The following is a 12,531-nucleotide window of genomic DNA, read 5'->3' on the forward strand; positions in this document are numbered from 1 at the left end:
GATCAGTTCCCTGCCGCAGCCTCGAGGGCGGCCTTGGCCAGGGGGCCGCCGGTGACGGCGCCGAGGTCGCCGTCCTCCACGAAGACCGCCACGGCAATGTCACCTTGGGCGGCAATGACCCAGGAGTGCGTGCGCGGCGGATTGTCGGTGCCGTATTCCGCCGTTCCGGTCTTGCCGATCGCGGGCGCCCCGGGCAGGTCGGCCAGGTTGGTCAGGTATCCCTCGGTGACGGAGGCGCGCATCAGGGTGCGCAGCCCCGCGGCCTCCTTGACGGTGACGGGGGTGCCCTGCGCCGGCTTGGCCTTCCCGTCGCGGCCGGACACGAGTACCGGGACAACCTCGGATCCCTTGACCGTGGAGGAAATGAGCGTCGCCATCGCGAGTGGGGAGACCTGCACCTTGCCCTGGCCGATCATGGACGCGGCGTGCTCGGTGCCGGCGGAATCGCGCGGCACCGAGCCCATGAAGGCGTCCAGACCCAGATCGTTGGTCATGCCAATGCCCAACGCGCCGGCGGCGTCCGCCAGCTTGTCCTGCGCCAGGTGGTTGAACTGGGACACGAACGCGGTGTTGCAGGAGTGGGCGATCGCCACGGTCATGGGGATCTGCCCTTCCGCGTCCACGGCGTAACCCGGGGCGTTGTAGAACTTCTTGCCGTCAGCCGTGTATTCGGGCGCGCAGCTGAGCGTGGATTGCGGGTTCATGCCCTCCCGGAACAGGCCCAGCGACGTGGCGATCTTGAACGTGGACCCGGGAGCGTACTGGCCCAGGAACGCCGTGTTGTAGCCGTTGCTGTCCGGCCCGTTGGCGGCGGCGAGGATGGCGCCGGTGGACGGCTTCATGATGACGATGGAGCTGGGCGTCTTTACGTCCGCCAGGGCATCCTCGGCGGCTGTCTGCAGCTTCGGCATCAGGGTGGTTTTCACATCCTTGCCGTCGGAGGGCGCCTGGGTGAACAGGACTTTGGCGCCGGCGCTGGGCTCCGGGGTGGGGGACGCGGTGTCGGTTGCTCTCGCCGACGGCGTGGCTGGTGCGCCGGGCACGGCCTCGATGGTGACGCCGGGGGTGCCGGCGAGCTGGGTGTCGAAGGCCGCCTGCAGCCCGCTGCCTCCCACCACCTGTCCCGCCACAACCTTGCCCTTGGACTTTTTGATGTCATCCGCCGTGGCCTCGTGGACGGAGCCGAGGACCGCCTGGGCGAAGGTGCGCGACGGCGCCAGCGGCAGGGTGCCCGGCGTGGCCAGGAAGCCCTTGATGTCCCTCAGCTTCGCCTGGTCCAGTGCGGTGTAGGCCTCCTCACGCAGCGTGATGGCGTCCACGAAGGCCACCGGTCCGTAGGCCTTGATTTTGGCCAGGTAGGCGGTCGGGTCGACGTCGACGACGGCGGCCAGCGCCTTGCCCGACGCCTGGGCTTCCGCGTCGCTGAGACCGTCCTTGTTGATGCCCAGGGTTTCCACCGGACGGTCCTTGACGATCGGCTGGCCGTCGGCGGCCAGGATGCCCGCACGCTGGGGGTAGGTGGTAGAGATCTTCAACCGCTCGCCCGGCAGCAGCCTGGGAACCAGCATTTCCGGGCTCCACGTGACGGTCCAGCCGTCGCCGTTGCGCTTCATGTCGGCGCCCGTCTTGTAGGTCCACGCTTTCGCCACATTCGGGATGGTCCACGAGTAGCCGAGGGAAACGCGGGCGGTGCCGTCGTCCTTGACCGCGACGCCGTCCACGGTGACCTTGGGCCATACCGGGTCGATGCCCTTCGCCAGGTCCGTAAGTTCCTTCTGGACTTCCGCCGCCGGCTGGTCAAAGGCCACCGAACCCACAGTGTGGGCCGTGAGCGCCGCAGCGAGGGTCTTGGCGGTCCCCGCGCCGTCATCCTTGCTGGGCGAGCACGCTGCGCCCGTGAAGACGAGGGCAAGGGCAATCACAAGACCGGCAGCACGGCGAAGCATAAAACTCCCAAAGTTGAATGTGTGCCCAGCCTATCGAAAAAAAGTGGACCGCCTAACTAAAAACGGTGCGCCTTCCCACCCTCACGGCCATAATGAAACCGTGAAAGCTGAAACCAGGAATGGACTGCCCGGCCCCGGAAGAACCCCGCCGAGAGGTTTCCGCCGGGTGGAAAGCACCGCGCTCCTCTGGCTCCAGCGCGGTTTCCTGTTCATCGTCACCGTCGTTGCGGGCTGGGTGATCTACGAACTCATCGTGCTGGAGATCCACAACCGGGCCCGCCAGCCGTGGCTGTTTCTTGTCATTTGGGTGGTTGCCGCCTACGTCCTGCTGCCGCGCCTGAACCGCGTGTTGTCAAGACTTTATGTGCCCGACTACTTCATTGGCCGGACCCGCACCGCCGACGGCCTGCTCGGGGACCCCGTCAACCTGGCTGTCATCGGCACAATGGCGGAACTGCGGTCGTTGATGCTGGCCGCCGGGTGGTGCGAACCGGACCCCGTCACGCTGCGCAGCAGCTGGCGCATCATCGAGGCTTCGCTGCTGCGCCGCAGCTACCCGTCGGCTCCGGTCAGCGCGCTTTTCGTCTTCCAGCGCAAGCAGACAATGGCGTTTGAGCGGGAGGTGGACGGCAGCCCCGCACAACGCCACCATGTCCGGTTTTGGGTGTGCCCCGACGGCTGGAAGCTCCCCGGCGGATTCGACGTCGACCTGATCGGGGCGGCCACGTTCGACCGCCGCGTGGGCCTTTCCTTGTTCACCTTCCAGGTCACCCACAAGATCGCCGAAAACACCGACCGTGAACGCGACCTGGTGGTCGCCGACCTGCAGGTTTCCGGCGCAACCGTCCACACGATCCGGCACTTCTCCACGGGCTATCACAGCCGCAACGGCGGGGGCGACGCCATCGAGACCGACGGCGACCTGCCAGTCCTCTTCGTTGGACGCACCGGGTCTGAACGCGTCCAGCCCGTGGACGCGCCGCCGTCGCCCGCCTGAGGAACGCGGACGACGGCGCCACCTCCCCGCTACTTCGCGGGGCCTACGTTGATCTCGTTGACCACCGGTGCCGGTCCGCGGCCCAAAACGAGCCTGACACCCGTGACGGGCGCGCAGCCCACGGTGACCTTCGTGTAGTCCGACCTGAGCCTGCCTGCGTTGCCCCACACACCCCCACGCTGGACCTGAACGGCCTAGTACTACAGTCGCGTTTGTGGGGTGTGGCCGCGGGCTTTGTAGTGGAATTGTTGGGCGTGGTATTGGTGTCGCCGTCGCCAGAGTGAGCAGCGGATTACGTGGTGTGGGTCCGGTTCCCGGTGCCAGATGATGCGGGTGATGAGGTGCCTGATTTCGGGCAGGGAGAGTCTTACCAGGTGCTCGGCGCCTGGCTGCGGGCCCCCTTTGTAGAGCGGATGACGCTCAGGAAGGCGTGGGCGAACATGGAGAGCGTGATGTGCCGGTACCAGCCGGTGTATTGGCGCACCTGGTAGTGGTCCAGGCCCGTTTCACCCTTGGAGGTTTGGAAGGTTTCCTCGATGGCCCAGCGGGCCCCGGCGACCCGGGCCAACTCGGCCAGGGTGACGCGCTCGGGCGTAAAGCAGATGAAGTAGGCCAGGCCCGTGGGATCCTTGAGGGAGCGGCGGGCCAGCAGCCAGTGCTCGCCGGTTTCGGCGGGGCCGTTGATGCGGATCCTGGCCCAGGAATACAGCCGGTCGCCCTTGGTCCCGGCGCCGGCGGTGCGGGTGCGCCAGGCGCGCCTGTCCAGGGCGGCGAAGAGCTCATCGGCCCGGCCCTCCCCGCCCACCGAGCCACGGGCCCGGGCGATGGCGCGCTGGTTCATGGGCACGGCCATGACATAGTGCAGGCCCCGGTCTTCCAGACGGCGGCGCAGTCCGGCGTGCTGTCCGTAGACGGCGTCGCCGGTGGCCCATTCGGCCTCGATTCCGGCATCCAGGGCGCGTTCGATCATGTCGGCGGCCAGCACGGGCTTGGTCGCCATCACCCGGCCTTCCGGGATGCCGGCGCGCTTGCACCGGGCAGCGTCATCCATCCATGCCTTGGGCAGGTAGAGTTCCCCGTCCAGGAACGTCCGGCCCGCCGGTGTCGCATAGGACAGGAACACCCCGATCTGGCAGTTCTCCACCCGACCCGCGGTGCCTGAGTACTGGCGGGCCACCCCTGCCGAAGCGGTCCCCTTCTTCAGGAAACCGGTCTCGTCGATCGCCAGGATCCCCTTCGGGTCCCCCAGATGCTTTTTCACGTAACCGACCAAGGCGTCCCGGACCTTGTCCGGGTCCCAGTCCGTGGTCGAGAGCAGCCGCTGCATCCCATCCGGAGTGCCCTGTCCGGCACGCTCGGACAGGGTCCAGGAGTTCTTCCGCTCCTCATCCGACAGCAGGCCGCGGATGTAGCTGACGGCGTTGTTCCGCGGCTCCGTCCGGGCGAACTCACCCCCGATCAGCTCCCGGATTTCCTCCAGGCCATCAGCCCATTCCTGTATCTCTGCCACCCAAATATCATCGCCCACCCACCATGATTAACAGGATTCCGGGCCAAAGTCCGATTAAACCGCCGACACGGCCAGAAAATAAACGCGACTGTAGTACTAGAGCAACCTTGACGGTTTCGCCACGGGATGGAAGCTCGCTGCAAGGGGCGTAACCGGAGAACATGACAGTACGTGGCTGTCCCCCAGACATGAACTGGACATAGACCTCGCAGTGTTCCCCTTTGGCGTAGAACTGGTGGGTGCGCACTACGCTCGCCTCGGTGACCGGCCAGCTTTCGTGAAATGGTCTTGTCAGAACCCAGAACCCTACGGCCCGGAGCAAAACCGTCAGGACTGCCACCACCCCGGCCACCCCATGTCGTCTCAGGTACCGTCTGCGCAGCCCTGATTCGGCCCAGGCCGGTTCGTCGCCAGAGGGACGGCGATTGGAAATAAGGCAGAAGTCCCTAGCCACCGGGAAGCTCTCGGGATTGCCGCTCATGAGGCCGCTACTAGTCCAACTCGGGAAGGCATGGGAGCAACGGCAAGCAGCGCGCTCTTCCGGGTGATGACCTCCGGATCGTGGCTGGATAAAAGAGCGCATCCGATAAATAGTTCGGTCATAGTTTTGAACGTACTGAATAACCCCGTGCCCCTGACATTATTCCGGACGGTTGTCGTCTCAGGACTCGCCCCACAGCCCGCCCGTCTGCATGAGGGGAACGATTAACGGGCGCGCCTTTGGGCGGGTTCAATGCGGAACGACTCAGGCGAACTATGGAGGGTGAAGCGCGAAAACAGACCGCAAGGCGACCGCGATCCAACGAAGGTATCACTTCAGGCTCCGATCACCTTGCCTGCTTCTATCCAAGATTGGCCGTGCCGAGCGCTTCTCGTAGCTTGTTGCTGTAGATCGTGACACTGCGGACCTCGGGCAAATTTGGAAGCAAGTACGTCAGGTCATAGCTTTGCGTTCCGGTGTGGGATTTCAGCGCTGCCACCTGAAGCGTGTTCGGGTTCTCAACGACGTTGTTACCGGACGCAGTGCGCGTCATGAATCCCGGGTTGAGGTCGATGTAGAGATCTTCACCGAGACCCGTGGAAAAATTCTTCAACGTCAGGACCAGGCTGCCCAGCTTCTCAGTGATGCTCACGGTCCCAGTCGTCGGTGCTCCTTGGGAGACAAACGTCCCGGAAAGTGCGCGCGATGCCGCCGGCTTCACAGCGGGCCCGGCAGCCGATTCAGCGGCAGTGGAAGCTGACCTGGATTGTTCGGGGGCTGCCGCTGTGCAGCCCGATACGGTTGAGGCAACGACGACCCCCATGGCCAGAAGGTATGTGATTTTCATGGTCCCCATTTCCCACCCAGTTGAGATCGGGCGCGTGTGAGCAGTGCAATTGCATCCTATCCTCAAGGGAATGCTTCAGGTCTGAAACTATACGGAGAGGGTGATTGTCCAGACCGTATGTCGCTGAGCATCCCGACGGACGAGGGAGCGAATGCCGGGTTGAAGGTGGCCGCCCTGGTGGCCGGGATGGTCGCTGGCGCCGACAGCATTGATGACATGGCCCTGCTGCGTCACGGCGGGACGAAGAAGGTCTTCGCCGGCTGCTATGTCCCGTCAACGCTGGGCTCGTTCCTGCGCTCCTTCACGTTCGGACATGGGCGCCAGCTTGATGCTGTGGCCTCCCTGTCCCTGACCAGCCTGGCCCGGACAGCGCCCCTGTTCGGCACGCCCGATGGGGAAGACTTCGTGTTCGTTGATGTCGACGACACGATTGTTGACGTTCACGGCTACCAGAGGCAGGGCTCCGGCTACGGCTACTCCGGGGTCCGCGGCCTGAACGCCCTGCTGGCGACCGCCTCGCGGGAGGACACGGCACCGGTGATCATCGCCCAACGCCTGCGCAAGGGCGCCGCGAACTCGGCCCGGGGCGCAAAGAAGTTCGTCACCGAAGCCTTGGGCACCCTCAAACGCACCGCAACACCCGGACCGGTGCTGTGTCGTTTTGATTCCGCCTACTACGGGTATCCGGCCGTGAGCGCAGCCCTGGCGGGCGGGGCCGAGGTCTCGGTCACGGTGCGCATGGATGCTGCCGTGAAACGCGCCATCACCGCCATCGACGCGGATGCGTGGACACCGATCAAGTACACCAACGCCGTGTACGACGAAGATGCCCAGGCCTGGATATCCGCCGCGGAGGTTGCCGAGGTCCCGTTCACCGCGTTCTCCTCCCGGAAAAAGGCCGAACGGATCACCGGGCGGCTGGTGGTGCGCCGCATCCCCGAGATGAACCCCAAAGCCGCCACCGGGCAGCCGTCGCTCTTTGACACCCACCGCGTCCGGGCGGCTGCCGCGGCCGGGCCGCTTTACCGGCGCGGGCGGTCAATCGGCGATCGCCAGGTCCTTCCAGTTGCCCGCCAGTGTGACCCGGGCGCCCCACCGCCCCGGGTAGACGGGGTAATAGTAGCGGGTGCCGGTGGTGGCGTTCCGGGCGATCAGTCCCCTGCCGCCGGGACCGGCAAATCCGGTGGCCGGGCTGAGGATGTCAAAGCCCTGCCACCCAGAGCCGATCACGCGGCGGGCTTCACTGATGATTGCGCCGGATCCATTGCCGCGGTACAGCAACATGGACCCGCTGGAACGCCGTACCATCAGGTCCGCCCTGCCATCGGCGTCGAAGTCGAACTGAGTGATCTTCAGGCCGGTCCAGCCCGTGCCGATCCGCACTGCCGTGTCAACCGTTGTCCCGCGGCGGTTGGCCCAGTAATACAGGCCCCCCGCGCTGTTGGTGCCGACCAGCCACGGGTAGCGCGCGGAGGTGGACCACTTGCCAACGGTGAGAGTGACGCCCTGCCAGCCCTGGGCTGCGATCACGGGGCCATACCCCAATCCCGTGGAGTTTCCCAGGTACACGCTCACCCGGCCGCTCTTCCACTGGACCAGCAGGTCGAGGATGCCGTCGCTGTTCCAGTCGGTGACGTGCATGTCGCGAATGCTGTAGAAGCCGGTTCCTATTTTTCGCGCGGGTCCCGACTTCAGCCCGCCGGCGGCCGGCACATCAAAAAGTCGGCCCGAGGAGTCGGCATATACGGTGTCCGCCGCTGAGGTGATGGCATGCACGGGGGGCGGCGTCGGCGACGGCGGCGGCGACGGCGTCGGCGACGGCGACGGCGGCGGCGGCGGCGTCGGCGACGGCGACGGCGGCGGCGACGGCGTCGGCGACGGCGGCGGCGGCGGCGTCGGCGACGGCGACGGCGACGGCGACGGCTGTGCCTGGGCGGCGAACGCAAGCACGCCGGAGGGCGTGCCCAGCCCGGTGGGTCCGTCGTACCCGGCGGCGCTGGAGCAAAGGTAGGCCACGGTGCAGCTGCCGTTGCTTCCCGTGGTGACATCGTTGAGCTGGGCGGCGTGGCTGTAGGGGAACTGTGCCGGGTATGAGCCGGCCGCCGGCGTCCCGGCCATGGCGTAGATGGCGGCGATCAGCGGCGCGGACGCGCTGGTCCCGCCCAGCACCATCCACCCGTCGGCCGCGTCGTAAACGGCCACGCCGGTGGCCGGGTCCGCCACGGCCGCCACGTCGGTGACGGTACGGGTGGCGCAGCCGGTGTCCGACTGCCAGGCCGGCTTGGCCGCGCCGTAGGAGCAGCCGCTGCCGGTGCCGGACCAGGCGCTCTCCGACCAGCCCCGGGCGCTGCCGTCCCGGCTCAAGGTCGTCCCTCCCACGGCAGTGACGTAGGCGGAAGCGGCCGGGAAATCGGCCCCGTAGCCGTTGTCGCCGGCGCTGGCCGTGATGGCAACCCCGGGGTGGTTGTAGAAGCTGTCAAAGGAAGAGTCCGAGCTGCTGGACAGGATGCCGTAGCTGTTCGAGACGGCCACCGCGCCCTTGGACACGGCCGTGTTGACGGCCGCGCCCAGGTCGGCAACGGCGGCGGTGTCGGCTTCCACCAGGAGGATGCTGCACAGCGGGCAGGCCGCGGAGACCATGTCCAGGTCCAGGCTGATTTCCGTCGTCCACCCCGGGTCCGCGGCAGGGTAGCCGGTGCCGCCGCGCTGGTCCACCTTGGCAAAGCACCCGCTGGCCGCTGTGCAGGCGGGGAGGCCGTACTTGGCCCGGTAGGCGGCGAGGTCGGCCTCAGCGGTGGGGTCGTCAAAGGCGTCCACGACGGCCACCGTCCTGCCTGTTCCCGCCGTCGCCGCCGGCAGCTTGTAGGCCGCCTGAAGGTCGGTGGGCGCGTATCCGAGAGGTACGGTGGTCGCCGTAGCGAGCGGCCCGCTGACGTCGAGGTCCCTGATGGAGCTGCAGCTGGCGCGACCCCGCGTTGCGGCCCCGCACACGTGCTGGTGCCTGTGCCCGGCCAGCGCTGACTTCACGTTGCGGTGGCTGTCCGGGTGGACGGCCACGGACGCCCCTGGGCTGGCCGGCGGAGATGGCGCGGCAACGGCGGCCGCACCGGAAAAGACGGTAAAGAGTACGAACGCAGTGATGACCGCGAAGGCATGGTGCAATTTTTTGCTCACCTGCGTACTTTGCCCCATCATGCGTGCTCGGCGCGCATCGGCACCTTCTGTTACGTCGGTGCGCCAACCTCCGCCCGGTCAAGCCATGGCACTGGCGCCTGCCGGGCTCCGGCGGCTCTGGACGGGACGGGCATTGCTGGCCGACACTTGATGTGTGCCAGAGCTCCCGGAAATCCATGCTCTCGCCGGGGATCTTGATGCCCGAATCCGCGGCAAGACCGTGGTGCGCCTGGACGTGCATTCCATATCCGCATTGAAGACCTACGATCCACCGGCCTCCGTGCTGGCAGGCCAGATTGTGCGCGCCGTGGGACGGCATGGGAAGTTCCTCGACCTCGCCGCGGGTGACGTCCACGTCGTCGTCCATCTGGCAAGGGCGGGGTGGATCCGCTGGCGTGAGAGCATACCCGCAGCGGCGGGCCTACCCGGCAAGGGTCCACTCGCGGCACGGCTGGTGTTCAGCGACAAATCGGGCCTGGACATTACGGAGGCTGGCACCAGGAAGCGCGTGGCCGTCTACGTGGTCCCGGAACCGGGCAGTGTGCCGGGAATCGCGCAGCTTGGGCCGGATCCCCTGGGCAAGGACTTTACCGAGCTGTTGTTTCTTGAGATTCTGCGGACGGCGGGACGGTCCGAGATCAAGGGAGTGCTGCGCCAACAGTCGATCATCGCCGGCAGTGGCAATGCCTATTCGGACGAAATCCTCCATGCGGCACGGATGTCGCCGTTCAAGCCGGCGGCCATGGATGCAGCGGAGGGCAGGCGACTGTTCGACGCGTTGCAGACCACCCTGGCGGAAGCCGTCGCCCGATTGGACGGCCTCCCGGCCACCGCACTGAAGGACGGGAAGAAATCCCACCTAAGCGTGCATGGCCGGGCCGGCGAGCCCTGTCCGGTCTGCGGCGATGTCATTCGCCAGGTCAACTTTGCCGACTCCAGCCTGCAGTACTGCCCCACCTGCCAGACCAAGGGAAAACGCCTGGCGGACCGGCGGTTGTCGAAGCTGCTGAAGTAGGCCCGTGCAGCGGGCTGGCGGCAGGCGGCATCTAGTGCGCCCGGAAGCAACCCGAGCGTCCCAAAATTACGCCTGGCGGACGGCGAGTTCACCGGGCACGTCTGCATTGAAGACCAGGCGGCGGGTGGCGATCTTGTCGGTGAAGAAGCGGTCGTGGCTGACCACCAGGACGGCGCCGGGAAAGTGCAGCAGTGCCCGTTCCATGACCTGCGTGCTGGAAAGGTCCAGGTGGTTGGTGGGTTCGTCGAGGACCAGCACGGAGGCGCCGGAGAGGAGGCACTGGGCCATGGCCACACGGGCCTGCTGGCCGCCGGAGAGCTGGCCGATACGCTGTTTTAGCTCCGCCTCGGAGAATTGGAACATGGCCAGGAACCGGTTGACGGACTTCTTGGTGGCGGTCAGGGCCAGGCTGTCCGGCATGGCGTTGACGGCATGCGTGACCGTGTCCTCGGGGTCCAGCGCGTTCAGGACCTGGTTGTACGAGACGGGGCCGCCACCCTTCGCCCAGGTGACGCTGCCGGCATCAGCCGGCTCCTCCCCCATCAGCACGCGCAGCAGCGTTGACTTGCCGGAGCCGTTGGCGCCCACGACGGCAAGGCGGTTCCCGCGGCGGATTTCGAAGCTGACGTCGCTGAACAGGGTCCGTTCCCCATAGGACTTGGCCAGCGACTCCACGCGGCACAGGACGTCCTTGACATGCAGGCCGGCGTAAATTTCGGTGATGATCTTATCCACCGGCCGCGGCGCGCGCTGCTTTTTGATCTTGGACAGCTTGGAGTCCAGCCCCCTGGAGGCGGCCTTCGCGGCCGCACGACGGTCCGAGATCCCCTCGGCCTCAAAGGCCAGCAGTTCCGACTCGTGCACAAACTGGCTCTCCAGCGTCTTGAGCCGGAACTGCTTGGCTACCACGTAGTCGGCAAAGTTGCCGGGGTATTCGTGCAGGTGGAAGTTCTCCACCTCGATGATGCGGGTGACTACCGAGTCCAGGAACTTCCTGTCGTGGGAGACGATGACGGCCGCGCCCTGAAAGTTCTTGAACCATCCTTCCAGCCATTCGACGCCGGCCACGTCCAGGTAGTTGGTGGGCTCGTCCAGCAGCAGCACGTCGGGCGCTTCCAGCAGGATCTTGGCCAAGGCCGCCCGGTTGCGCCAGCCGCCGGAGAGGTCGTCGATGGGGCAGGTGCGGTGGGCCTCGCTGAACCCGAGGGTGGTCAGCACCTTGTCGATGCTGCGCTGGTAGTCCCAGCCGTCCAGCCGGTCCATGTCGGCGAACAGCGCCGACTGGCGGTGGATCAGCCGGTCCAGCTCGGCCTCGCCGGGACCGTCCGCGAGCGCGGCGTCAATGCCGGCCAGCTCGTCCTCGACGTCCTTGACGTGGGCAAACACGTCCTCCAGGACCTCGAGGATGGTGGACGCGCCGTTGAGTTCGGAGAACTGGGAAAAGTAGCCGATGCGCGTGCCCAGTTCGACGGCGACGGTGCCGGCGTCCGGCTGCACCTGGTCCAGCACCAGCTTCAGCAGCGTGGACTTGCCCGAGCCGTTGCGGCCGATCAGCCCCACCCGGTCACCGGCGTCGAGCTTGAAAAAGGCCTCCCGCAGCACCTGCACCCGGTCGAAGCGGACGGAGACGTCGTTGAGGCGGATCAAGCTCATGGGTGTGGTCCTTGCATGCGGGTTGGTGGCGGGCCCTGAACGAACACCCGCCCCCACTTTACCCCGGACGCCCTCCGCAGACCGCGCTTCTTCGACGCCTACCGGGCCTACGCTCGTCGGGTGGATTCTCATTCTGGTTCCATCCGGCAGGCGAGCCGGGCGCCCAAGCCGCCTCCCGGCGTCGCACGTCCCTCAGCCGTTGGGCCTGCCGGGGATGTACTGCAGCGTCCACTTGTTGCCGTCGGGGTCGGCGAAGTTCACAAAGTGGCCCCACGGCTGGACGTCGACGTCGCTGACGTCCACGCCGTTGGCCTTGAGCTGATCGTGGGCGGCCTGGATGTCGGCGACCACGATCTGCATGCTCGGCGCCGTGCCGGGAGGGGCGTCCGTGAGGCCCTCGCCGATGCAGATGGAGCAGGCTGAGCCCGGCGGGGTCAGCTGCACGAAGCGGATCCCGCCGCCGGGCCGCTCGTCAAAGTCGGCGTTGAAGCCCACCTTGTTCACGTAAAAATCCTTGGCCCGGTCCACGTCGGAGACGGGCACAAATATGAGTTCCAATTTCCAGTCCATGGGTTCACGCTACTGGAGGCGCGGCCCGCTGGATAGTGTCCGGCGGGGCATGGACGCGGAAAACCAAGGGCCCCGCCCCCCGCCTTTCGGCGGGAGGCAGGGCCCCGGTGTGCGGCGCTGGCACTATTTGTCGAAGACGTCCTTGGCGGCGTCCTTGAGGTGTTCGCCAGCCTGCTTCGTCTTCGCGGCGGCCTGGTCCGCGGCGCCTTCCGCCTGAAGCTTTTCGTTGTCGGTGGCGTCTCCCAGGCCTTCCTTTGCCTTGCCGGAAGCTTCCTGGGCCTTGTTGCTGATCTTATCTCCGAGACCCATGGGGCCCTCCTTAATCTCAATCCAACAGT

The 12,531-nt window shown here is 66.6% G+C and carries 9 protein-coding genes and 1 pseudogene; 3 read left to right on the forward strand and 7 right to left on the reverse strand.

Annotation, left to right across the window (positions count from 1 at the left end; all coding sequences use genetic code 11):
- Positions 1-2: 2 nt before the first annotated feature.
- Positions 3-1,946 (reverse strand): penicillin-binding transpeptidase domain-containing protein, encoded by a 1,944-nt coding sequence (locus DMB86_RS17640; protein WP_113718930.1) that lies wholly within the window; start codon positions 1,944-1,946, stop codon positions 3-5.
- Positions 1,947-2,112: 166 nt separating this feature from the next.
- Here DMB86_RS17640 and DMB86_RS17645 point away from each other — a divergent pair, with 166 nt between their 5' ends.
- On the forward strand, positions 2,113-2,943 hold the full coding sequence (locus tag DMB86_RS17645) for an LssY C-terminal domain-containing protein (protein WP_227878472.1): 831 nt from the start codon (positions 2,113-2,115) through the stop codon (positions 2,941-2,943).
- A gap of 367 nt (positions 2,944-3,310) precedes the next feature.
- Here DMB86_RS17645 and DMB86_RS17650 read toward each other — a convergent pair whose 3' ends face one another.
- Positions 3,311-4,453 carry an IS701 family transposase gene (locus tag DMB86_RS17650; protein WP_418202286.1) on the reverse strand — a complete coding sequence of 381 codons (1,143 nt, stop codon included), beginning with the start codon at positions 4,451-4,453 and terminating at the stop codon, positions 3,311-3,313.
- Between the two features lie 842 nt (positions 4,454-5,295).
- The gene (locus tag DMB86_RS21350) at positions 5,296-5,586 is read right to left on the reverse strand and encodes a DM13 domain-containing protein (protein WP_171814542.1); all 291 of its coding nucleotides are present in this window, start codon (positions 5,584-5,586) and stop codon (positions 5,296-5,298) included.
- 318 nt (positions 5,587-5,904) lie between these two features.
- Between DMB86_RS21350 and DMB86_RS21190 the strand changes: the two are divergent.
- Positions 5,905-6,783, forward strand: a pseudogene (locus DMB86_RS21190) (IS1380 family transposase); the annotation flags it as partial.
- 36 nt (positions 6,784-6,819) lie between these two features.
- Here the strand turns inward: DMB86_RS21190 and DMB86_RS21195 are convergent.
- Positions 6,820-8,955, reverse strand: a complete 2,136-nt coding sequence (locus DMB86_RS21195) for a hypothetical protein (RefSeq protein ID WP_227878473.1) — start codon at positions 8,953-8,955, stop codon at positions 6,820-6,822.
- A 154-nt stretch (positions 8,956-9,109) separates the two neighbouring features.
- On the opposite strand from DMB86_RS21195, the gene DMB86_RS17670 reads away from it, so the two are divergent.
- On the forward strand, positions 9,110-9,970 hold the full coding sequence (locus tag DMB86_RS17670; RefSeq protein WP_113718933.1) for an Fpg/Nei family DNA glycosylase: 861 nt from the start codon (positions 9,110-9,112) through the stop codon (positions 9,968-9,970).
- Between the two features lie 66 nt (positions 9,971-10,036).
- On the opposite strand, the gene DMB86_RS17675 is transcribed toward DMB86_RS17670, so the two are convergent.
- From DMB86_RS17675 to DMB86_RS17685, 3 genes are all read right to left on the reverse strand, one after another.
- Positions 10,037-11,623 carry an ABC-F family ATP-binding cassette domain-containing protein gene (locus tag DMB86_RS17675; RefSeq protein ID WP_113718934.1) on the reverse strand — a complete coding sequence of 529 codons (1,587 nt, stop codon included), beginning with the start codon at positions 11,621-11,623 and terminating at the stop codon, positions 10,037-10,039.
- Positions 11,624-11,815: 192 nt separating this feature from the next.
- Entirely contained in the window at positions 11,816-12,193 is a 378-nt protein-coding gene (locus tag DMB86_RS17680) for a VOC family protein (RefSeq protein WP_113718935.1), read from the reverse strand.
- A 123-nt stretch (positions 12,194-12,316) separates the two neighbouring features.
- A complete protein-coding gene (locus DMB86_RS17685; protein ID WP_113718936.1) occupies positions 12,317-12,502 on the reverse strand; it encodes a CsbD family protein in 186 nt (61 codons plus the stop codon).
- Positions 12,503-12,531 lie beyond the last annotated feature (29 nt).

The organism is Arthrobacter dokdonellae (assembly GCF_003268655.1).
Lineage (GTDB): Bacteria > Actinomycetota > Actinomycetes > Actinomycetales > Micrococcaceae > Specibacter > Specibacter dokdonellae.

What these genes read in the sequence shown, in the direction of transcription:
- DMB86_RS17640 (WP_113718930.1), bottom strand. Translation starts at nt 1,946, where the DNA reads ATGCTTCGCCGTGCTGCCGGTCTTGTGATTGCCCTTGCCCTCGTCTTC.
- DMB86_RS17675 (WP_113718934.1), bottom strand. Translation starts at nt 11,623, where the DNA reads ATGAGCTTGATCCGCCTCAACGACGTCTCCGTCCGCTTCGACCGGGTG.
- DMB86_RS17680 (WP_113718935.1), bottom strand. Translation starts at nt 12,193, where the DNA reads ATGGACTGGAAATTGGAACTCATATTTGTGCCCGTCTCCGACGTGGAC.
- DMB86_RS17685 (WP_113718936.1), bottom strand. Translation starts at nt 12,502, where the DNA reads ATGGGTCTCGGAGATAAGATCAGCAACAAGGCCCAGGAAGCTTCCGGC.